General features: G+C 50.5%; 20 protein-coding genes. 4 read left to right on the forward strand and 16 right to left on the reverse strand.

Annotated features, from left to right (window positions below; translation table 11 throughout):
- Positions 1-168: 168 nt before the first annotated feature.
- A complete protein-coding gene (locus ACTNDI_RS07465; RefSeq protein ID WP_441100305.1) occupies positions 169-1,107 on the forward strand; it encodes an Abi family protein in 939 nt (312 codons plus the stop codon).
- Positions 1,108-1,215: 108 nt separating this feature from the next.
- On the opposite strand, the gene ACTNDI_RS07470 is transcribed toward ACTNDI_RS07465, so the two are convergent.
- On the reverse strand, positions 1,216-1,698 hold the full coding sequence (locus tag ACTNDI_RS07470; protein ID WP_441100306.1) for a pyridoxamine 5'-phosphate oxidase family protein: 483 nt from the start codon (positions 1,696-1,698) through the stop codon (positions 1,216-1,218).
- A 142-nt stretch (positions 1,699-1,840) separates the two neighbouring features.
- On the opposite strand from ACTNDI_RS07470, the gene ACTNDI_RS07475 reads away from it, so the two are divergent.
- The gene (locus tag ACTNDI_RS07475; protein WP_441100307.1) at positions 1,841-2,071 is read left to right on the forward strand and encodes a DUF5058 family protein; all 231 of its coding nucleotides are present in this window, start codon (positions 1,841-1,843) and stop codon (positions 2,069-2,071) included.
- Between the two features lie 80 nt (positions 2,072-2,151).
- Here ACTNDI_RS07475 and alaS read toward each other — a convergent pair whose 3' ends face one another.
- From alaS to ACTNDI_RS07500, 5 genes are all read right to left on the reverse strand, one after another.
- Positions 2,152-4,878, reverse strand: coding sequence for an alanine--tRNA ligase (gene alaS, locus ACTNDI_RS07480; RefSeq protein WP_441100308.1), 2,727 nt, complete (start codon positions 4,876-4,878; stop codon positions 2,152-2,154).
- 375 nt (positions 4,879-5,253) lie between these two features.
- A complete protein-coding gene (gene tyrS / locus ACTNDI_RS07485) occupies positions 5,254-6,486 on the reverse strand; it encodes a tyrosine--tRNA ligase (RefSeq protein WP_441100309.1) in 1,233 nt (410 codons plus the stop codon).
- Between the two features lie 633 nt (positions 6,487-7,119).
- Entirely contained in the window at positions 7,120-9,627 is a 2,508-nt protein-coding gene (locus tag ACTNDI_RS07490; RefSeq protein WP_441100310.1) for an excinuclease ABC subunit UvrA, read from the reverse strand.
- Positions 9,628-9,986: 359 nt separating this feature from the next.
- Positions 9,987-10,997 (reverse strand): LacI family DNA-binding transcriptional regulator, encoded by a 1,011-nt coding sequence (locus tag ACTNDI_RS07495; RefSeq protein WP_441100311.1) that lies wholly within the window; start codon positions 10,995-10,997, stop codon positions 9,987-9,989.
- Positions 10,998-11,009: 12 nt separating this feature from the next.
- Complete coding sequence (locus tag ACTNDI_RS07500; RefSeq protein WP_441100312.1) at positions 11,010-12,335, reverse strand: MATE family efflux transporter; 1,326 nt, start codon at positions 12,333-12,335, stop codon at positions 11,010-11,012.
- Positions 12,336-12,672: 337 nt separating this feature from the next.
- Between ACTNDI_RS07500 and ACTNDI_RS07505 the strand changes: the two genes are divergently transcribed.
- Both ACTNDI_RS07505 and ACTNDI_RS07510 read left to right on the forward strand, forming a co-directional pair.
- Positions 12,673-13,086, forward strand: a complete 414-nt coding sequence (locus ACTNDI_RS07505; RefSeq protein ID WP_441100313.1) for a hypothetical protein — start codon at positions 12,673-12,675, stop codon at positions 13,084-13,086.
- 1 nt (position 13,087) lies between these two features.
- Positions 13,088-13,297: a helix-turn-helix transcriptional regulator gene (locus ACTNDI_RS07510; RefSeq protein ID WP_274939910.1), complete on the forward strand. Its 210-nt coding sequence runs from the start codon at positions 13,088-13,090 to the stop codon at positions 13,295-13,297.
- A gap of 148 nt (positions 13,298-13,445) precedes the next feature.
- Here ACTNDI_RS07510 and ACTNDI_RS07515 read toward each other — a convergent pair whose 3' ends face one another.
- From ACTNDI_RS07515 to cobA, 10 genes are all read right to left on the reverse strand, one after another.
- On the reverse strand, positions 13,446-13,703 hold the full coding sequence (locus ACTNDI_RS07515) for a sulfurtransferase TusA family protein (RefSeq protein WP_441100314.1): 258 nt from the start codon (positions 13,701-13,703) through the stop codon (positions 13,446-13,448).
- A gap of 60 nt (positions 13,704-13,763) precedes the next feature.
- Entirely contained in the window at positions 13,764-14,702 is a 939-nt protein-coding gene (locus ACTNDI_RS07520) for a 4Fe-4S binding protein (RefSeq protein WP_441100315.1), read from the reverse strand.
- Between the two features lie 120 nt (positions 14,703-14,822).
- Positions 14,823-15,236 (reverse strand): M67 family metallopeptidase, encoded by a 414-nt coding sequence (locus ACTNDI_RS07525; RefSeq protein WP_441100419.1) that lies wholly within the window; start codon positions 15,234-15,236, stop codon positions 14,823-14,825.
- A gap of 130 nt (positions 15,237-15,366) precedes the next feature.
- The gene (gene thiF / locus ACTNDI_RS07530) at positions 15,367-16,185 is read right to left on the reverse strand and encodes a thiazole biosynthesis adenylyltransferase ThiF (RefSeq protein ID WP_441100316.1); all 819 of its coding nucleotides are present in this window, start codon (positions 16,183-16,185) and stop codon (positions 15,367-15,369) included.
- Positions 16,186-16,203: 18 nt separating this feature from the next.
- Complete coding sequence (thiS, locus tag ACTNDI_RS07535) at positions 16,204-16,413, reverse strand: sulfur carrier protein ThiS (protein ID WP_441100317.1); 210 nt, start codon at positions 16,411-16,413, stop codon at positions 16,204-16,206.
- 254 nt (positions 16,414-16,667) lie between these two features.
- Positions 16,668-17,894, reverse strand: a complete 1,227-nt coding sequence (locus ACTNDI_RS07540; RefSeq protein WP_441100318.1) for an O-acetylhomoserine aminocarboxypropyltransferase/cysteine synthase family protein — start codon at positions 17,892-17,894, stop codon at positions 16,668-16,670.
- Between the two features lie 347 nt (positions 17,895-18,241).
- Positions 18,242-18,718 (reverse strand): ribonuclease HI, encoded by a 477-nt coding sequence (gene rnhA, locus ACTNDI_RS07545; RefSeq protein ID WP_441100319.1) that lies wholly within the window; start codon positions 18,716-18,718, stop codon positions 18,242-18,244.
- A 248-nt stretch (positions 18,719-18,966) separates the two neighbouring features.
- The gene (gene hemL, locus ACTNDI_RS07550; protein WP_441100320.1) at positions 18,967-20,286 is read right to left on the reverse strand and encodes a glutamate-1-semialdehyde 2,1-aminomutase; all 1,320 of its coding nucleotides are present in this window, start codon (positions 20,284-20,286) and stop codon (positions 18,967-18,969) included.
- An 81-nt stretch (positions 20,287-20,367) separates the two neighbouring features.
- Positions 20,368-21,351, reverse strand: coding sequence for a porphobilinogen synthase (gene hemB / locus ACTNDI_RS07555; RefSeq protein WP_441100321.1), 984 nt, complete (start codon positions 21,349-21,351; stop codon positions 20,368-20,370).
- A 106-nt stretch (positions 21,352-21,457) separates the two neighbouring features.
- Positions 21,458-22,969, reverse strand: coding sequence for a uroporphyrinogen-III C-methyltransferase (gene cobA, locus ACTNDI_RS07560; RefSeq protein WP_441100322.1), 1,512 nt, complete (start codon positions 22,967-22,969; stop codon positions 21,458-21,460).
- Positions 22,970-23,052 lie beyond the last annotated feature (83 nt).

Raw genomic sequence — 23,052 nt, forward strand, 5'->3', positions numbered from 1 at the left:
ATATCAGCCATTTGTTATCTTGCACATCTGACGCAAAAATCAGACAGGTTGACAAATTCCACCATTCCGGTTATATTGTCTTTAGTGATCAGGTTCCGGACACCTACGAGGACTGGAACCGCGGGAGGACCTGCGGGCCCTCCTTTAATTTTGCATTGGAGAACCGCTATGATAAAACCCTATCTCAATTATTCGGATCAAATCAATCTGCTCTCCCAAAGCAAAGGATTGATCATTGCTGATATCCCATATGCAACGCAAAGGTTAACAGACATCGGCTATTTTTCACTGATCGGCGGATATAAAACGCCTTTTATCAATCCAATGACACGGAAATATGAGGCCAGAACAACATTTGAAGACGTGGTTGCTCTTTACCAGTTTGACAAGTCCCTGCGTTCTCTTACTTTTGACTACCTGAATATTATTGAACAAAAAATAGGTCAGCTTATTTCTGATGCTTTCTGCAGCCATTTCGGTGAGCGGCAGGCCGCTTATCTGGACCCGAACAATTACTCACAAAAGGCCTCGAATATCAAAATGGTTTCGGGGCTTATCAATATTCTTGACAGAATCGCAAACCGCAGCACAGACCATAATTACATCGTTCATCAGCGAAACGTACATCAAAACGTACCGCTTTGGGTTCTTCGAAAAGCATTGACCTTTGGTCAGCTATCTAAGATGTATTCTGTTCTTCAGATTCAGCAGCAGCGTGCAATTGCCGGAGTTTATGTACATTTTTCCGAAAAACAATTGGCGGGTGCTTTAAGTTGCCTTACATATTTCAGAAATGTGTGTGCTCATAACGAAAGACTGTATTCATTCCGCATCTTGCAGCATGATTTTCCCGATACGCGGCTGCACCACAAGCTGAACATACCGAAAAAGGGACAGCATTATACCATGGGCAAAAACGACTACTTTGGTGTAGTGATTATGTTCCGCTATCTTCTCCGGGGTGATGACTTTCGCTCCTATAAACGGAAATTAAAAGCCATCATTGCGAAATATCTCAAAGCAAGTACTCGTTTGTCCGAATCTGACCTCCTTACATACATGGGATTTCCTTCAAACTGGGACGATATCTCCAGGTACCATCTTTAATAACGCTGTTAAATATGATTAAAATGCGTCAAACTACAATGGTTTCATACTTTTTTCTCACTTTCTGTATTGTTCGTCATTATGCGTCAATAATAATTTGATGAACAATTATGATTCATTGACGAGTTTCCCGGTCATACGATCGATCGTCATAGCCAGCACATTCACTCTGCCACCCGCTTTCGCAATCTCTTCCTCTACCGCTTCATGAGATGGATAAAATTTTCTGCCGAGCATACGGCAATGTTCGATTGCCTTATCATGATCGGTAACTGTCTCGAGTCTTCCCAGGCAGACCACACTCTTGATATTGAGAGCCCACTCGCCTTCCTTCACAAAGCCTTCGTCCATTACGGTGAAACAGACCTTATTGTCCTTTGCGAGGAGATCGATTTTCAGACCATCCTTTGCGCCATGGAAGTAGAGCCTGCCATCCGCTTCATCGTAATACTGATTGAGTGGAATTGCGTATGGATAGCCATTCTCTCCGTGGAAGGCCATAATACCGCGTGGAGCCTTCTTTAAGACTTCGATACACTCTTCTTTTGTAATTTCCTGTTTAAAACGCCGCATCTTTTTAAATTCAGCCATGTTTTTCTCCTCTTTTACCGATCAGTCTTTCTTTCGTCTTATCAGATATAAATAAAATAACACAAATTTCAGAAGATGTAATGAAGAAAACGGATGAGTGACAGGAAAGCGGCATTTGTAATGGAGGCAGAACGAATGGAGTTTGCCGGGAAGTCTGGACACTCCCTGGCCTTGGCTGCGGCTGTCTGTCATCGGGGCGCTTCACTATGAGACGCAGGTGGCAGAAGCTGCGTCAGAGGCGGTGGGAATCGGAAGCCTTTCTATTACGCATATCAAAAAAGCCAGCGCACCAGTCCCGTCGGGGAACAGTGCGCTGGCTTCAAAACTCGACAATCCAGCTTTGATAAATGAATCAGCACTGCATTGCGTTTGATTCCAGTCAGAATCCGAATCGTTCAGCATCATACAGATGACAGGCATATATCCGGTTCTGCGCTCTTAAGTGGTTCAGAATTACCGGATCTGTGCTTTCAGTATATTCTCGGCATCTGCAATGGCGTCGTTGATTCTGGTGGCATCCTTACCGCCGGCCTGTGCCATATTCGGGCGGCCGCCGCCGCCTCCACCGAGGATCTTCGCGGCAGAACGGATGATGTTGCCTGCATGTGCGCCTTTTCCAACGGCAGTGTCGTCTGCCATGCACATCAGGTTGACCTTTCCGCCGTTGTCTGCCAGAAGAAGGATGACGCTGCCGTCTCCCAGCTTTGTCTTCAGGCTGTCGCCGAGATTTCTCAGCTCGTCAGGATCTACATCCTTAAGAGCGGAGGCGACAAATTTCACGCCGTTGATGTCCTTTGCGTTTCCGGTGACATCGCCCAGGGCATTCTGTGCTTCCTTTGCCTTCAGCGACTCGTTCTCGCTGCGGGATGCCTTGAGTTCATCCTGAAGTTTCCGGATATGATCCGCGAGAGTGTCAGGGGTTGCCTTGAGGAGGGAAGCGGCATCCTTTAACTGTGCTTCCAGTTTCTCGTAATATTTCCTTACGTTGTCGCCGGTCAGCGCCTCGATCCTGCGGACGCCGGCAGCTACGCCGCTCTCGGACAGAATCTTGAACTGTCCGATCTGCAGGGTATTGGATACGTGTGTACCTCCGCAGAGCTCCGTTGAAAAGTCGCCCATGCGAACGACACGTACCTTATCGCCATATTTCTCACCGAAGAGCGCCATAGCACCACTCTTCTTCGCGTCGTCAAGACTCATGATTTCTGTCTTGACCGGAAGTCCTGCCTGGATCTTCTCGTTGACAAGGTCTTCTACCTTCTTCAGCTCTTCCGGGGTCATGGCCTGGAAATGGCTGAAATCGAATCTGGTACGGTCTGCGTCCTGGTAGGAGCCGGCCTGCTCCACATGGGTGCCGAGCACTTCACGGAGTGCCTTCTGGAGAAGGTGTGTCGCGCTGTGGTTGCGGCAGGTCGCCATGCGTTCTTTCTCATCAACCTTCAGTGTGACTGTGTCGCCCAGCTTGAACATGCCTTTTACGACCTTGCCGATGTGGGCAATCTTATTGCCGGCTACGTGTTCGGTCGCGGTTACCTGGAATACGGCAGCTCCCTTTCCGAGCGCGGCAGCCTCTGTGTCGTCGCTGCCGAGAACAATGGTTCCGATGTCGCCGACCTGTCCGCCCATCGTTCCGTAGAACGGTGTTTCAGCGGTGATAATGGCGCCGGACTGTCCATCCGCGAGGGCTTCCACGACGGAGTCACTGTCCTCTTCCTCGCCTGCGAAGGCTGCCATTGCCACGATCCGGCTGTCTGCCTGTGTTTTGTCATAGCCGATAAACTCGGAGTTGATGGCTGGATCCATTTCCTCATAGATGGTCGCCGCTGCGCCCATGTAGGTCGAGGATTTTCCGGATTTTTTGCGGTCCTCGCGCGCGGTTTCCTTCTGTTTTTTCATTGCGGCATTGAAGCCCGCTTCATCAACGGTATAGCCCTTTTCTTCCAGAATTTCCTTTGTATTATCAATGGGGAATCCGTAGGTATCGTAAAGCTTGAAGGCATTCTCACCGGAGAGTTCTTTTCTGCCGGCTGCCTCCAGTTCATCCTCCATGCTCTGCAGGATGTCCATGCCCTGCTCATAGGTTTTCTCGAATTTATCCTCTTCTGCCTGGATGACGTTCAGAATGAAATCTCTCTTTTCCTCCAGCTCCGGATAGCCGTCCTTCGAGCCCTCGATTACATTCTCTGCGAGCTTTGTCAGGAAGGAACCCTTGATGCCGAGCTTTCTTCCGTGACGGACCGCGCGGCGGATGATTCGGCGCAGAACATATCCGCGGCCGTTGTTGGACGGCATGATGCCATCGGAGATCATGAAGGTCATGGCTCTTGCGTGGTCGGTGCAGATGCGGACGGATACGTCGGTATCATGGGTGTCCGGCTGCTCGTAGGCGATGCCTCCCGCAAGGGTGCATACGAGGTCACGAAGTGATTTTACAGTATCGACATCGAACAGGGAGCCGACGCCCTGAACGGCAACCGCGAGACGCTCAAGTCCCATTCCGGTATCGATGTTCTTCTGTACGAGGTCGGTGTAATTGCCGTGTCCGTCGTTGTTGAACTGAGAGAAAACGACGTTCCATACTTCCATGAAGCGGTCGCCCTCTCCGCCCATGACATCCTCCGGTCCGTTTCCGAATTCGGGACCTCTGTCATAGTAAATCTCTGTACAGGGACCGCAGGGGCCGGAGCCGTGCTCCCAGAAGTTATCCTCCTTGCCGAATTTGTAGATGCGCTCTGCAGGGATGTGCATGTCATTGAGCCAGATATTGTAGGACTCATCGTCTTTTTCATATACGGAGGGATACAGTCTGTCCGCGTCGAGACCGACAACCTCGGTCAGGAATTCCCACGCCCACGGAATCGCCTCTTTCTTGAAGTAGTCTCCGAAGGAAAAGTTTCCAAGCATCTCGAAGTACGTGCCGTGACGGGCGGTTTTCCCGACGTTTTCCAGATCACCGGTACGGATGCATTTCTGACAGGTGGTAACTCTTCTTCTCGGCGGAATCTCCTGCCCGGTGAACCAGGGCTTCATCGGAGCCATGCCGGAGTTGATGATCAGAAGGGAATTGTCATTGTGCGGAACGAGTGAAAAACTGTTCAGCCTCAGACAGCCCTTTGATTCAAAAAATGAAAGGAACATCTCACGGAGTTCGTTGACTCCGTATTTTTTCTTTGGTGCCATAACTGCTTCCTCCTGCTTTCGTGAACTCTGCAGTTGTCCACGAACTGTTTATTGTGAAAAATCCGTACGAAACTGCCCGTCGGCAGCACGTACGGAATTAATCTTACCACTATATGAACTTCATCGCAATCCCAAGCTTCTGCACAAGAAGTGCAGGGGCCAAATGGGAAAGTGCGGACTCTTCGAAAACGCAGACAGGCATGCTGCACGCGAAATAGGTGTACGCTGATTCTGCTGCATCATAGCAGACTGCGGCACGTCAGATGTGAAGCGTCGCGAAAAAGCTGGCCACTGATCCTGCTGTATCATTGCAGACTGTAGCAGGTCATATGCGAATCGTGCGAAAGAGCCTGGAAGTGATTCCCGCATTGTCGTTTATTCGACAACTACTTTCTTGATATTCTTCTTGCCCTTCTTGATCAGGAGACCTTCTGCGGGGATATCCGTCTTCTTCACTTCGTATTTGAAGTCATCGATCTTGCTCTCGCCGACGGTAATGCTGTGATCTTTGGTGATGGCGCGGCGGGCGTCGGAGCGGGAACCGCACTGTTCGGTTTTTACGAGGAGACTGATGATATCAATGGCATCGTTTTCGTTAAAGTCATCCTGAGTGAGGACAACGGAGGGAACGGTGTCGAGACTTCCGGCACCCTTGAAGACCGCCTCGGCTCCTGCCTGCGCCTTCTTCGCCTCGTCCTCTCCGTGTACCAGAGAGGTAAGCTCATATGCCAGGATTGATTTTGCCTCGTTCAGCTTGCTGCCCTCCCATTTATCCATCTCATCGATCTGTTCCAGTGGAAGGAAGGTCATCATGCGGAGAAATTTCAGTACGTCAGAGTCGTCAACATTTCTCCAGTACTGGTAGAAATCATAAGGCTTGTATTTGTCCGGATCGAGCCATACAGCGCCGCCCGCGGTCTTGCCCATCTTTGTTCCGTCATGCTTCAGAAGCAGAGAAATGGTCATGGCATAGGCGTCCTTGTTCAGCTTCTTGCGGATGAGGTTGATGCCGCCGAGCATGTTGGACCACTGATCATCGCCGCCGAACTGCATCTGGCAGCCGTAATCCTGGTACAGTCTGTAGAAGTCGTAGCTCTGCATCAGCATATAGGAAAATTCAAGGAAGGAAAGTCCGGTCTGCATGCGGTTGACATAGCAGCGCGCGCGGAGCATTTCGTTTACATTGAACTGGGATCCGATATCGCGCATGAATTCCAGGAAGTTCAGATCACGGAGCCAGTCCGCATTGTTGACGATCTGTGCCTTTCCGTCGCCGAATTCGATGAAGCGGGACATCTGCTTTTTGAAGCATTCTACATTGTGATCAATCATATCAACGGTCATCATCTTCCGCATGTCGGTGCGGCCGGAGGGGTCGCCGATCATCGCGGTGCCTCCGCCGACAAGGGCGATCGGCTTGTTGCCCGCCGCCTGAAGTCTCTTCATCAGCAGCAGGGCCATAAAGTGACCGACATGCAGGGAATCAGCGGTCGGATCAAAGCCGATATAGAAGGTGGCTTTTCCCTGATTGATGAGGTCGGCGATTTCCTTTTCGTCTGTGAGCTGCGCGAGCAGTCCGCGCGCCTGCAGTTCTTCGTAAAGTGTCATTGTTCTGCTATTCTCCTTTTCTGTTTGATTCCGCTGGCTGGTCCTTCCGTTGGGAAATGAAGTGCACAGCGAATGTGCGCGATGTGTCCGGTTCTCCGGTACGGACAGAGTCTTTCACCTTGATGTGGCTTTCGGGTCTATACAATGCATAAAAAAGCTCCCGTCCCGAACCGTAATTCATTCAGGACGAAAGCTTAAAAATTCTTCCGTGGTACCACCTAATTTCACGGGTATCTCACGATATCCGCCTCCTGGAGTATCTGTGCGCCGTTATCAGCCGTTATCATGAGATGAAACAGCTGAACATGGAATGCATGGACATGAAAAGCAAATACTCCGGCGTTTATAACGTGCGCCACTACGCTGCAGCCTACTGTAAATGTTTCGGTGCAGAGCTCGGGGATGTATTCGTGAAAAAACTCTTCCTGCGCCTCTCACCTGCCGGCAGCTCTCTGAAGGCTTCTGTTCTTTCCTACTTGTTCCCGTCATTGCCTGTTGTTATGAAATTGATCATGCTTTGGAGTATATAGAGTTCGCGGGACAAAGTCAAGCCATTTGGTTATTCGGCGGTGCTTCTTTCTCAATTGCAAAACTAAATTCCATCTCGGGGAAATTTAGTTTTACAATTGAGAGTTATACATACTGCCCGGTAATGCTTTCACCTGTCTGTTTGATTTCATCCGGTGTCCCGAAGGCAACGATCCTGCCGCCTTCCTTTCCGCCGCCGGGCCCCATGTCGATGATGTAATCGGCATTCTTAATGACATCAAGGTCATGCTCAATGACAATGACCGTTGCTCCATGGCCGATCAAAGTCTGAAAAACATGCAGCAGTGTCCTCACATCCTGCGGATGCAGGCCGATCGTCGGTTCATCAAAAATAAACACAGAGTCGCTCTGGCCCTTTCCCATCTCGCTGGCCAGCTTTAAACGCTGCGCTTCGCCGCCGGAAAGCCCCGGTGTTTCCTCTCCGAGGGTCAGATAGCCGAGCCCTAAGTCGTGCAGTACCTGCAGGCGCTGCTGCAGGAGTTTAAGCCCGCCAAGCGCATGCAGCACCTGGTCCACACTCATATTCATGAGTTCCGGCAGACTGTATTCGTTACCGTCCTTTGCCTTCCTGCGAATATCAAAAGCCTCTCTGCTGTACCGGGAGCCCCGGCAGTCCGGGCAGGGAATCTTCACGTCAGGCAGAAACTGGACGTCCAGGGAAATTTCCCCCGTTCCGTCACAGGTCGGACAGCGGAGCTTCCCCGTATTATAAGAAAAGTCTCCCGCCTTAAAGGAGCGTTCTTTTGCGTCCTTTGTCTTCGCGTAAACTTTTCGGAGCCCATCATGGACATTTGCGTACGTCGCCACGGTTGAGCGCACATTAATGCCGATCGGTGTCGCGTCAATCAGCTTGACCTGTGTGATGCCCTCTGCCTCGATGTTTTTTACATGTACCGGCAGCTTCTGCCCGCTGATTTTTGCCCTGAGTGCCGGAATCAGGCTTTCAAGCACCATGGTCGTCTTTCCGGACCCGGAGACGCCCGTTACCACGGTGAGCCGTCCCATCGGGATCCGCACATCCAGTGGATGTACGGTGTGAATCATTTCTGTTTCCAGATGAATGATGCCTTTCTCAAACATGGCGGCCGGCTTTGTAACCGGGCGGATTCTTGCTTCATATTGATCGGAGAGGTACGGCCCGATAACGGATTCGGGATTTTCCGAGACATCCTCGATGCGCCCCTCTGCAATAACCGTTCCTCCGTCCGCGCCGGCTCCTCTGCCCATCTCAATCATCCAGTCAGCGTGTTTTAGAACCTGTGTGTCATGATCGACAAGGACAACCGAATTTCCGTCCGAGCGCAAATCGTCCATTACGCCGGTAAGACCCTTGAGATTATATGGATGCAATCCGATTGACGGCTCATCGAGAACATAGAGCACGCCTGTCGTACGGTTGCGGACTGCCCTCGCGAGCTGCACGCGCTGTCTTTCACCGGTGGAAAGCGTCGATGCCGCTCTGTCAAGAGAAAGATAGCCAAGCCCCAGATCCATCAGCCGCTTTGAGACGTCCAGGAAGGATTCACAGATCTTTTCTGCCATGGGACGCATCTCTTCCGGCAAAGAAGCCGGAACGCCCTTCACCCAGGGAATCAGTTCTGAGAGCGTCATGGCTGTGGCTTCATCCAGCCCTATCCCTCGAAGCCTGGGCGCGCGGGCGGCTTCTGAAAGTCTGGTTCCGCGGCAATCTGGGCAGACATCCTCTTCCAGATATTTTTCGAGCCGCTTCATTCCCTTCTCGTCCTTGACCTTGGCAAGGGAATTCTTCACGGAATTAACCGCACTGTAATAATTAAAATCCATCTCCGCCTGCTCCAGCGTGTTCGGATTGACATAGTGGATGTGGTGTTTTTTCAGCTCGCCGTGATAGACAATCTCCTTCTCCTCCGGTGTCAGATCGCGGAACGGAACATCTGTCCGGACACCCATCGTGCGCACGATATCCTTCATCAGCGACCACATGAGCGTCCCCCAGACAACGACCGCACCTTCGTCAATGGTCTTGGAATCATCCGGCACCAGGGCTGCCTCATTCACAGTCTGGACGACTCCTGTTCCGCCGCAGGTCTTGCAGGCACCGGTGCTGTTGAAGGCAAGCTCTTCTGCTCCGGGACCGTAGAATTTCGCGCCGCAGACTGGGCAGGTGATTTCCTGCATGGCCGCAACGGAAAGAGACGGCGGACAGTAATGTCCGTTTGGACAGCGGTGGCTCGCAAGCCGCGAAAACATAAGCCGCAGACTATTGAGCAGCTCCGAAAGTGTCCCGAATGTACTGCGGATACCGGGAACTCCGGGCCGCTGGCGCAGTGCAAGGGCAGCCGGCACGTAGCGGACATCATCCACATCCGCCCTTTCCGCCTGCGTCATCCTCCGGCGCGTATAGGTAGAGAGAGATTCCAAATACCTGCGGGATCCCTCGGCATATAGCGCACCAAGCGCAAGCGAGGATTTTCCCGATCCGGAGACCCCGGCAATCGCCACGATCTCATTAAGCGGGACGTCTACATTGATATTCTTGAGGTTATGAACCTTGGCGCCGCGTATTTCGATGTACTTTGGCAACATCTTCCTCTGTTTGATTTCACTGGACATAACAATGACCCCTTTGCCTTTCTGGTCCCCTATTTTTATTTACGCGAACAGTGGGCCGCAGCCGAATGCGAAGTATTCGTGTGCGGCGAGCGTCGCGATAGCGAGATAAAACTCGCGCAGCGTGTTTTATCTCGTTCCTGATAGTTGTGTTGTTCTTTGTATTCATTATCATACTGTATTTCAATTTTATATCAAGTAAGCAGATTTTTCTAACATGGTATCTTTTGTGATACCATCTCGAAAGCCGGTGGCAATGTCAGAGATTTTGGCCTTTCCTTAACGGGAAAAAGAGTACAAAAAAGCACTGTCTGATTCAATTGCTAAACTGATCTCCCAATGTCCGTGATTTCCGCTTCCAATCAATATGATCTTCTTCCACAGCTCATCCGCGGAACGAAATGTACCGGAATTTTGTCCGTTACAGAATAACTTCTGTCTGTTTTCATCCGATCCAGATACTCCACTGCTTTTCCCGCGCGCAAAAACACATCCTGCCGGACGGATGATAACTGCGGCATGACATTTCTACATAACTCCATGTCGTCAAATCCCACAACCCAGATATCTTCCGGGACGCGTATCCCCGCGTGAATCAGAAAGTACATAATTTCAACCGCATAATAATCCGATGCAGCAAATACCGAATCATAATCCTGAAATACCGGTAAGATATCCCGATAATGTGCCTGTCTTTCTTTTTTACTCATAGGCACTTCCAGAAAATCAACTGTTCTTCCATAACCGGAGCAAAGACCCTCATATCTGTCAAAATCCGGTTTCAGCCGGTTATCCGCGATAAATAATATCTTCTCTCTGCCGTTTTCCCTGAAGAACGCGCCGACCTGCCTTCCTCCGTCATAATCATCCAGCATCAGATTGCAGATGTTTCTGTCATTCTGAAAGAAGCCGTCATATACAACAAACGGTATCCTGATGCGGTCACGAAGTTTCTGATACTCATCTTCGCAGAAACCCATGATTACCATCCCATCCATATTCCACATCGATGCGAAGGGGACAATATCCATGATGTCGTTTGTCTTCTTCAGCATCAAAAAATATCCATGGCTTTCCAGCGCATCGGATAACGCATTGACTGCGCTGCTGACGAACGGGTCTTCCAGAACATGTCCTTCATATTTCGGATGATTGTTTACGACCACTCCGACAATTCTCGAATTGTTCTGCGAAAGGAGCGTCGCGGCCATATTCGGAATATATCCTCTTTCAACGAGTTTTTCCTGCACACGTCTGACCGTTGCGTCGGATATCTTTTTTGTTTTGCCGTGGATAACATTGGAAACCGTCGCTGTACTGACGCCTAATTCATCTGCAATATCAATAATCCGGATCTTCTTTTCATCCCACATATTCATCTCCGATTATTGTAGTGTATGCATCCATTTTCTGCTTCTGAACATAATAACAGATACGATCAGACGGACCAGTTCTTCCTGCGATAAAATAAAGTAGACCCAGATAACCGGAATCTTAATATACAATCCTGTAAGCAGCGCCAGAGGTACGCCGATCAGCCAGGTTCCCATCATGTCAATCATCATGACGTACTTTGTTTTTCCGCCGCTTCGGATGATTCCGCCTCCCAGTATCATATTCTGTACCTTCACAGGCATCAGGATCGCAAATGCTGCCATAATATCTGCGCCAATTCCGCGAACATCTCCTGATACGTTGAACAGTTGAACATACGGATTTCTGATCAAAATCAATAACAGCGTGAAGACCAGTGATCCGGCCACTCCAAGACCGCATAGCTTTTTGGAATCCTCATAAGCAGCATCATATTCCCTGCTGCCCAGCCTTTTGCCGATCAGAATCCCTGCTGCCTGAGACAGGCCACTTAATGCTCCCATGGTCAGGCCTTGAACAGCGCCCGTCAACGACATTCCTGCCAGTTCATTAGTCCCCATATGCCCATAAACATATGTGTATACGCTTTGTCCCACGGACCAGAAAAACTCATTCAAAACAATCGGCAGAAGCATCAGAAAGTACTGCGAATATCCTGCCTTTCCAAGGCTTAACGAAATACGAATCCGCCCATATAATCTGCAAAAACACAGGATGGAAATCAGTGCTCCTGCTGCCTGGGATATGACACTCGCATATGCGGCACCTGCTATTCCAAGACGCGGCGTGCCAAAATTTCCAAATATAAAGCAGTAGTTTAAAACTGTATTGAGCAAAGCAGAAAAAATGCCGATATAAAGTGGCCAGGTTGATTTGTCCCGGCATCGCAGCGCCGTCCCCAGAATGTTACAGATCCCCAGCGGAATGAATGTCCATGAGATAATCCCGAGATATGTGCTGCCCTCTGCGATTACCTGCTCTTCTTCCGTAAACATTCCCACGAACGGATTCTGGAAAAGGCTGAAAACAGATAGAAAGGTAAGCCCGGTTAATATCATCACCAGAAAATTGATACAGATGCTCTTTTCCTCTGCTTTTCTGTTGTGGTTGCCAATGTACTGCGAGATCATGATTCCTGTGATCGTACTGATTGCTCCAATGACAAACGCATAAATAAAACTGGGCTTTCCGGCAATTTCAACCGCAGCAACACTTTTATCTCCAAGCTGACCGACCATGATCTGATCGACCATGGAAAAGGAAGACTGCAGCATGGATTGTAATGCCACCGGTATGGAGATGCGCAGCACATCTTGTAAAAATCTTTTATCTGACATGGGGTTTCTCCTTTACGCTTTTGTTCCATAGTATTTAAAAAAAGCTCATTCCACAATAGGTTAATCGCGTAACCCGCATATAATAATGTCTTTTTGCGCTCTTATAATTTGCAACTTCCTGTAATCCTTGTAACGGTTTAAGGCCTCACTTCTTAACAATTAAACAATTCTTTCAGAATCAGACACACTCATCAAGCCCTCATAGCTGTCAATCGCGGTCTGGAAACTGTATATCTGAATATGCAAAGTGAATTATTTATCACATTTATTGTTGACAAGTAATTTTGATGTGATATATTTATAACACAAGTGACAAATATATCACACAGGAGGCATTATGAATAAAAAAGTCAGTATTACAGAATTGATGGCAGAAACTGCAGTTCTTACCATTGGTTTGACATTCTACTATTGGTGCTGGGTAAGAACGGATTGGAAAGAATCCTACACGTATATTCAAAATGCTGTCGCAGGAGGGATCATATGTATTATTTTCCTGATATCATACAGAGTCCGGAAATTTCACAAAGAACCCATCGATGAGCTTGCAAGAGCAAATTTAAAAAGATGTGACTCCATCTGTCTGAAAATATTTGCAGTAGCAATGGCTTTGACTGCATTTATTGGCGGCACATTGGGGCATGTAGCTAATACTGCATCTTTCATGGGCTGGGTTATTATGATTTCGCTGATCATCATTTCCATACTGCGAATTATCATTTTCAAGGTAATGGATCAGAAGGGAGTATGAGGTGGCACTTGTTACAAAAATAAAAGAATTCCGTGAAAAAGCAGGATTAACGCAGGCGGATCTCGCGGAGAAAGTTGGTGCCCGGAGGGAGACAATTGTTCATCTGGAAAACGGTAAATATAATCCCTCATTAAAGCTGGCAATGGATATTGCAAGAGTATTTGACGTTACTGTCGAGGAATTATTCACCTTCACAGACGGAGGTAAATAGGTGGTTCCGTTTTCAGGCAAAAAGGGTGGTCGGTAAACGCCGAATCTTTTTTTGAAAAATGTACTCACGAGACATAGAAAAAGTCCGAAAACCCAGTTTATTCCGGGTTCCGGACTTTCAATATTTATTCCAGCTCAATGATGAGCTGTTAGTCTTCAACCTTGCGGACGAGGAGATCGTAGGTTCCGTCTTCGTTATCGATGAGCTTCAGAATCTTGTGGCCTTCTTCTTTAATGCTTCTCGGCACGTTCTGCACCGGCTCTCCGTCATTCATATGAACAGAGAGAACCTGACCGTCGTCAAGCTCCTCGAGGGCAACCTTTGCCTTTACAAAAGTAACCGGGCAGACTACATCCGTGATGTCTACAGTTTCGTCAACCTGAATTCCGTCGATTTCCTTTGCCATTTGTCTTTCCTCCTGCGGATAAAATATGGATCCTGTGTATCTGTTTCGGATTGTCCGGAATTATTTCTGAAGATCGGTTCTGAGCTTCCAGTCGGAGAGCTCAAGAGGCTCGGATGCTTCTTTTTTTGCGGATTCTTCGCTCTTGGCGAAGGTTTCCCGGATCAGCTCGTCGAATCTGTCCTGACCGTATCTGTCGACAGCAAACTGAAGACGGTCTCCCGGCTGTGCGTTATCGTGGAAGAAGCGGATGACGGTATCGCAGATCTGGATCAGCTTGTCGTGGCTCTCAAAGAAGGGTACAAGCTGTCTTCCCTTGTGAAAATGGTTGCCGAACATACCGCCGAAGGACATGATATATCCGGGATGTTCTTCATAGGCGTCTGCAGGGCATGCCTTCGCGCATCTTCCACAGTTTGTGCATTTGTCACGGTCGATGGTGATTTTACCGTCGGCAAGTGTAATCGCGTTTTCGCGGCAGGCCTTGACGCATACGCCGCAGGCGATGCAGTTATCCTCGATCCACTCGACGCGCTCGGCTCCCTTGATGCCGATATCATTTTCTTCTGTTTTCAGGCAGTTATTCTGACATCCGGTCACACCGAACTTGAATTTTCCCGGAAGCTCCTTCGCAAAATATCTCTCATCGATTTCCTGGGCCAGGGCGTAGGTATCTATGCATGAAGAGGGACAGGTTGCGCTGCCCTGGCATGCAGTGGTGGTGCGTACACGCGGACCGCAGACAGACGGCTGTACGCCGTATTTTGCGAGCTCCGCCTTGATCGCCTCAATATCCTCGAGCTTCATCCACGGGATTTCCAGTGACTGACGGGCTGTGAGATGGACGTATCCGTGGCCGTATTTTTTTGCGACGAGTGAAACGCCTGCCATCTGTTCATCTGTCAGATGTCCGCCGGTCACGTGAATACGGAGGGCAAAATAGTTTTTCTGTTTCTGCCTCATCCATCCGCCTTTTTTTAATGTTGCGTAATCTGTAGCCATATTTGACTTGTACCTCCTCGTATCTTCCGAAGTGTCGGAAGCTGTTATTTACACGAACTGTGACCGCCTGACGCATGTGAGATAAAATATGCGGCCGCGGGTTTCCTGTCTTTCCGGTAATCATCCGGAAATGATTTCAAGAGCCTCTGGTGTGGATACGCCGTTTTCCACATGAAAGCTGTGCAGCACCGGATGTTCATTGTCCATCAGTGACAGGATCAGGTAGCTTGCTGTATGGTCGAAGGATGCCAGACGGATATCCTCGGCCGATGAGCGGGACGGCGTTTCCGGGTGGGAGTGCCAGTTGCCGAGTGGCTTCAGGTGATGCTTCCGCATATCGACGACTGCCTTCAGATGTTCTCCCGGGTCCAGAGAAAAATGAACATTTGTGTGATCCTGGTTTTCCAGAAGGTATACCTTGCGGATCTCGCGAATCTCAACCTTTGCGTCGGGGTCGGTGTCATCGATATGATCAATCCCGGCAATGAGTCCGCAGGCCTCTTCAGGCCATACGGAGCGCGCGTGGGAAAGCATCTTCTCGTAATCGCTTTTTCTGATTGTAACCTTCAAACTGCAAACCTCCTGCATGTCAAGCCATAATTTCCCGGGATAGGATTATCCGTGCCGGATATTTACCAGAAAACTCAGACATTCTGCGCGGCGGTCAGTTCTGTCCCGGTTTCCACTCGCACTGTGCCTGCTCGTAATCGATAAGCTTTGTGATGGTCGGGTGGTCGGAGCATACCGCGCATCCATCTCCGCGGGGTGGGAGCTTGATTGTGTGGAATTCGCCTTTCAGACCGTCAAAGGTCAGAAGTCTGCCGACCAGCAGGTCTCCGACACCTGTGATATATTTTACTGCTTCGAGTGCCTGCAGGGAACCTATGATTCCACCCATGGCGCCAATGACTCCGGCCTGTTTGCAGGTCGGAACGGCGTCCTTCGGAGGCATCTCCTTGAATACACAGCGGTAGCAGGGGCCCTGGTGAGGAACGACTGTCATGAGCTGCCCCTTGAAGCGGATGATTCCCGCGTGAGAAAAGGGCTTATCCGCCATGACGCAGGCATCGTTGATCAGAAATTTTGCGGGAAAATTGTCGGTTCCGTCGATGACAAAATCGTAGTCGCGGATGATGTCCATGATGTTTTTGCTGGTGATGAAGTCATGGTAGGTCTGAACCTCGACGTCCGGGTTGATCGCATTCATGGTTTCCTTTGCGGATTCCACCTTCGGCTTTCCGATGTCATTTGTGGTATGAATGACCTGTCTCTGAAGGTTGGAGAGATCAACATTATCGGCGTCGGCGATGCCGATTTTTCCGACACCTGCAGCAGCGAGATACATGGCTGCCGGTGCTCCGAGTCCGCCTGCACCGATGATCAGAACGCTTCCGTTCAGAAGCTTTTTCTGGCCCTTTACACCGATTTCTTTTAAGATGATATGTCTGGAATAACGCTCCAGCTGCTCATTTGTGAATGGCATTCTCCTTATCCTCCTGTCTTACATGCATCCGCCGCCCATGAAATAGAGGAATTCAACGACATCGCCCTCCTTCAGGTGTGTGGTGTCGAAGTCTGATTTCTGGGCAAACTCTTCGTTTACGGAGACACTTACGTATTCCGGTGTCTCCACGTTCTCCTGGCTGATCAGTTCTGAGATGGTAATGCCGTCCTTTACTTCCTTGTTTTCTCCGGATACTGTGATTTTCATTTTTCTGTACTCCTTATCCTCTTTATTTTTTATCCTTTTTGATCGTGTAGATACCTTGAGTGAACGGTAATCGCTTTTGATGGTGTAAATACCTAGAGTAAACGGTAATCTCTTTTGATGGTGTAAATGTCTTGAGTAAACGTTTTCCCTGTTGAGCATAGTGTAAAAGTCCTGAGTAAACGGTAAGCCATTTGATATTGTAAATACCTTGTACAAACTTTGACTCCCTCGTGTGCTTCAGGATGTGTCGGACATCAGGAATTGCGGATCGCTTCGGTGAAATCGTCGATCAGGTCGTCAATGTTCTCGATTCCTACGCTGACGCGAATGGTGTCATCGAAGACTCCGGCGGATTCCTTCTGCTCTTTTGTACTTCTGATGTAGAGCGTGGAATCGGGATGGATGGCCAGTGTGCGGATATCTCCGATATTACTGGCGATCACCGCGTATTTCAGGCTGTTGAGAATTCGGAAAGCCCGTTCTCTGCTTCCTGTCCGGAAGGTGAGAATGCCGCCGCCGAAGCCCTTGAGCTGTGTGCGGCAAAGGTCTCTGTCAGGGCTGCTCTCAAGCAGAGGATAATTGACCTTGATTCCATCGATGCCGTTCAGGGCTTCCGCCAGCCTGCTGGCGTTGCTGCAGATTCTCTCCATACGAAGCCCCAGAGTCTCGAGTCCGGCGATGTTCAAAAAGGCATTCGCCGGAGACAGGCAGCTTCCCATATTTTCCCAGATATCTGTGCGCAGGCGGATGGTATAAGCCAGATTTCCAAATTTCCGGTAGCCGTCAAGTGCCCGGAAACGGTCGAAATCCCATTTGAATTTTGCGGAATCTATGATGACACCGCTGATGGCATTCCCGTATCCGTTGATGTATTTGGAGGATGAGTGAACCACGATGTCTGCTCCAAGAGAGATCGGATTCACCAGGTAGGGAGTCGCAGTCGTCGAATCCGTCATCAGGGGGATTCCGTGTGCATGCGCAAAATCAGCAACCTTCCGGATATCAAGCACCCGAAGTCCCGGGTTCCCGATCACCTCACTGTAGATCAACCTTGTGTGACTGTTGATCAGCGGTTCGATTTCTTCCGGGGTGACGTGATTGACAAAATGTGTGGTGATTCCGAACTTTGTAAGGTCTTCAAAGAGGTCGATGGAGCCTCCGTAAAGGCCGCTTCCCGCGATAATCTCATCTCCCGCGCAGAGCATATTCAGCAGAGCGAGGGTAATCGCGGACATGCCGGATGAGCAGGCAATGCATGCATTGCCACCCTCGAGCTCATTGATTCTCTGCTCAAAGGCAGCAACTGTCGGATTGCCTACTCTGCTGTATGCAAAACCGGCGGCTTTGTGCTGAAATACCTTTGCCTGCTCTTCTGCTGTGTCGAACCGGAAAGCGGTTACCTGAGAGATCGGAGGAAGGATTGCGCTGTCAGGATACTTGCGGACAGCTTTTCCATGAAGAAGCCTGGTGTTAAATTCCATTAGTGATCCTCGCCTTTTTATTATACTACAATTCCTATTTACATAGTATGAAATATGCTGAGTAAATTCTACACTTGTTCCGGAATAATGTCAACGGCTGATTGGCATTTTCCGCCGGTGAGGCCGTTGACTGGTATTTTTCGTCAGGATTTTCGAGGGGATTATGCAGAAAGGGAAAAATAAGATTGGAAGACGTGCAGTGGGGTTTTCGAGAGGAGAGGGTAACCGATCCGCGGGACGGTCGGACCGGGTTAACTGATTTACGCGAACAGTGAGCCGCAGCCGAATGCGAAGTATTCGTGTGCGGCGAGCGTCGCGATAGCGAGATAAAACTCGCGCAGCGTGTTTTATCTCGTTCCGGGATCGACGGAGAGATCATCGCTGTCTGCCGCTCCTGTTGCCAGTCTGTCACAGCGCTCGTTCAGTTCGTTGCCGTCATGGCCTCTGACCCAGACGAAGGTTACATTGTGCGGCTTTTTGGCTTCGAGCAGCCGTTTCCAGAGATCGATGTTCTTGACCGGTTCATTTTTTCCTCTCTTCCATCCCTTGCGGATCCATGAGTCGATCCAGTGCTGATTGAAGGCATTGACAAGATACTGGGAATCAGAATGAAGGGTTACGTCGCAGGGACGCGTGAGGGCCTCAAGTCCTGCGATTGCTGCCATCAGCTCCATCCGGTTGTTGGTTGTTTTTCTGTAGCCGCGGGAGAGCTCCCTCTCGTGAAGCTGTCCCTGACTGTCGACGTACTGCAGAACGCATCCGTATCCGCCAGGACCATCAGGATTTCCGCGAGCGGCACCGTCAGTGTATATTTCTACGTGCATATATCTTCCTCCAGTATTGTGGCAGAGGGCTCTTTGGCAGCCAGGACCAATTGATGTTTCAAGTTGGAATTTACGGGGCACCATCTTGTAATATAATTGGTTTGTTTACTTTCTGATCGTTGTAGTAGTGAATCCGCATTGCGGCGGGGCAGCGGCTGCGCGTATGCGGTATGCGAAAAAACCGCAGATCATACATGATCGGCGCAGCCGGATGCGCGAGCATTTCTTTTTGATGCAGCCGCCGGATTTTACAGATCGCTTTCGATCTCGTCCCGGCGTGTTTTCGCGTAAGCCTCGAAGGTGTCCAGTGTATACTGGATGATATCATCGGTATGAGCCAGGGAGAGGAACATAGCTTCGAACTGAGATGGAGCCACATTGATGTCATGCTCCAGCATGAAGCGGAAGTAACGGGCAAATTCCCCGGTATCTGCTGTTTTGGCGATGGAATAATTGGTAACCTCCGCATCGGTGAAGAAGACAGAACCCAGTGAGCCGATATGGTTTACGGTCGCCGGAAGCTCATAGCGGCGGATGATTTCCTTCATTCCTTCATACAGTTTGTCTGCGTTGGCGGAGAGAACGGCATAATCCCCGCGGTTTTCGTAGAGAATCTTCAGCTGGGCAAGTCCCGCCGCCATTGCTACCGGGTTGCCTGAAAGAGTGCCTGCCTGGTATACCGGACCGAGCGGGGCTACCATTTCCATGATGTCTCTTCTGCCGCCGTATGCGCCTACCGGCATACCGCCTCCGATGATTTTGCCGTAAGTCACGAGGTCGGGGGTGATTCCAAACACTTCTGCTGCTCCGCCGAACGCGAGTCGGAATCCGGTGATTACCTCATCGAAGATCAGGAGTGCATGGTATTTGGTGCAGAGCTCGCGGAGCCCCTGCAGAAAGCCCGGCTGCGGCGGAACCACGCCCATATTTGCGGCGACAGGCTCGACGATGACACAGGCGATCTCATCTTTGTTTGCCTTGAAAAGCTCTTCAACACTCGCAATATCATTGTAGACCGCACTGAGGGTGTCCTGCGTGCAGCCTTCCGGAACACCGGCGCTGCCGGGGATACCCTGTGTCATCAGTCCGGAACCGGCGTCCACGAGAAGACAGTCACTGTGACCGTGGTAGTTGCCGGCGAATTTGATGACCTTGTTTTTGCCGGTGTACCCTCTGGCAAGGCGGATGGCGCTCATGACAGCCTCTGTTCCGGAGTTTACCATGCGGATCATGTCAACGTGAGGAATCCGCTCACAGATATATTCCGCAATTTCCACCTCAAGCTCCGTCGGGGTGCCAAAACTGAGGCCGTTCTCCGCGGTGCGGACGACCGCGTCAAGGACTTCGCTGTTGTTGTGCCCGAGGATCATCGGACCCCAGGAGCAGATGTAGTCGATATATTTGCTGCCATCCACATCAAAAATATACGGGCCGGTGGAACCCTGGATAAATCTGGGGGTCATCCCGACATTCTGCCAGGAGCGTACCGGAGAGTTTACGCCTCCGGGAATCACTTTCTGTGCCCGTTCCATCAGAACTTCGGAGCGGTTCTTCTTTTGTTCTGCCATGATGATTCATCCTTTCTTGTTGATAAATCTGCGGGCGCCTTCTTTCGGTGCCATGCAGAAGGTTATCGATCATTCAGCGGATCAGCCGATGACGCCTTCGTCGATGAGACGGGCGATCCGTTCCGCATAATAGGTGATGTAGATCTGTGCGCCGGCGCGGAAGGCGGATACGGCCATTTCGCCGACGATGCGGTCTTCATCGATCCATCCGTTCTGTGCGGCTGCCTTGACCATGGCATACTCGCCGCTGACACTGTAACAGGCAACCGGAACATTCACGACGTCGTGTACTTTCGTCAGGACATCGAGGAACGACATAGCCGGTTTCACCATGACGATGTCCGCACCCTCTTCCACATCGGTGAGAGCCTCCTTGATGCCCTCGCGTACGTTGTGGAAGTCCATCTGATAGGTCTTGCGGTCTCCGAATTTCGGCGCGGAATCCGCGGCGTCACGGAAGGGACCGTAGAAGGCGGAAGCGTATTTTACCGCATAGGACATGATGGGTACTCTGGAATAGCCGTTTTCATCCAGCTTTCTGCGGATAGCCAGTACCCGTCCATCCATCATGTCAGATGGTGCAACCATGTCCGCACCGGCTTCCGCGTGAGAAAGAGCGGTTTTTGCGAGAAGTTCAAGCGTCGGATCATTGTCCACGTCGTTTCCGTTCAGGACGCCGCAGTGGCCGTGCGAGGTGTACTCGCACATGCAGACGTCCGTGATATAATACATATCCGGTACAGCCTTCTTCGCTGCCCGGAGGGCTCTCTGAACAATTCCGTTGCTGTCATAGGCTCCGGAGCCAATTTCGTCCTTCTGATCGGGAATGCCAAAGATCATGACGGAAGAGACACCATGAGCGAGGAGCTCTTTCAGCTTCACAATAAAGGTGTCGATACTGTAGCGGTACTGGCCGGGCATGGAAGGAATTTCTTCTGTGATACCCTCTCCTTCCATGACAAAAATCGGATATACCAGAGAGGACTTGTCAAGTCTGGTTTCACGCACCATTTTGCGGATGACCGCATTTTCGCGCAGACGGCGCGGTCTCTTTATCATTTCCATTGCAATTGCCTCTTTTCTTGTTTATTCAATCGTATCATAGCACGCTTCTGAAGCGGTTGCCAGTGTGTCAGAGAATTCTGTGGACATGGGCCCTTATGCCGGAGTGTCAGCCATTCTGTCTGTAGTGATCGTGTATCCGGATGATCAGTTCCAGAAGGCTGTCAATGGTCGCTTTATCAGCGCAGAAGGTCTCCATCCCGGCGGCGTCAGCGGCAGCCTGTGTCTGCCTTCCGATGCAGGCGGCTTTTACAAGGCTCATGTCGAGGTCGGGATTCGCGGCCAGGAACGCCTTGACGCCGGATGAGCTGGTGAAGGCGGCACAGTCGATCTCACCATGTTCGAAGAGCTCTGTTTCGTTCACGGCCTCAGACTTAAGGGGTACGGTGTGATAGGTGGGAATGTCGTCGACAGCAAAGTCCCTCAGTTTTTCAAGGATTGCCTTGCTGCCGATTTCCGCCCTCGGCAGCAGAATCCGGTCATCCGGATCTGCCTTGCGGGCGATCCATTCTCCGAGAGCTTCCCCGTCATAGCGCGGAGGAATCAGGTCGGGGATCAGTCCGTATTTTCCGAGCTCCTTAGCCGTGCCCTTTCCGATGGAGGCGATTTTTAAACCGGCGAGATTCCGGATGTCTACTTCTGAGGTGCGCATCTGATCGAAGAAGATTTTAACGCCGCTGGGACTGGTAAAGGCGATCCATTGATAGTCCCGAAGGTTCTGGATGGCGTGGATCAGCTTCAGATTGTTTTCAATCGGAACGGTCGCGATGGACGGAACCTCAAGGACGTCAGCACCCTGCGCTCTGAGCTTTGCGGCCATATCGGAGGAGAGACCTCTTGGACGAGTCACAAGAACCCGGAAGCCGGAGAGCGGAAGCTTTTCGTACCATTCGAAGGTATCCGCCAGCGTGCAGACCCTGCCGACCACAATGATAGCCGGTGTCTCCACACCCTGCTTTTTTACTTCATCCGGGAGTGTGGAGACGGTGGCGATGATTCTCTTCTGGCGTGCTGTGGTACCTTTCTGGAGCACCGCTGCCGGCATGTCCGGTTCCATTCCGGCATCCAGAAGTCCCTTGCAGATATCGTTGAGGGAGGCGATTCCCATGAGAAAAACGAGGGTTCCCTTTGTCTGTACGAGGGCGTGGAAATCGATGTCATAGACATCACCGGCTTTTTTGTGTCCGGTGATGATATGAAGGGACGAGGTGAAATCTCTGTGCGTGACCGGAATGCCATTGTACGAGGGAACCGCGATCGGCGAGGTGATGCCGGGAACGACCTCAAAGGGGATGCCGTTCTCGGCCAGGAGCTCCAGCTCCTCTCCGCCTCTTCCGAAGAGGAAGGGATCTCCGCCCTTCAGGCGGACCACCCGGTTTCCCTTCTGCGCTTCTTCCAGAATCAGCTCATTCATCTTCCACTGCGGCATGGTGTGATGGCTGGACCTTTTCCCGACATTGATGGTGCGCGCGGTGTCGGGAATCATGGCAAGCACGCCGGGACCCACGAGGCTGTCGTACAGCACTACATCTGCATTCTGAAGGACTTCTTTCCCCTTGATTGTGAACAGGCCCTGATCTCCGGGACCGGCTCCTACGAGCCATACTTTACCTTTCTTCATTTCTTGATTCCGTACCTTTCTTGCGATTGTGTCTTTCCATATCTGCGATTTTCCTGGATCTGTGTTTTTATGGATCTGTGTTT

The sequence above is a fragment of the Bilifractor sp. HCP3S3_D3 genome (assembly GCF_052063915.1).
Taxonomy (GTDB): domain Bacteria; phylum Bacillota; class Clostridia; order Lachnospirales; family Lachnospiraceae; genus Bilifractor.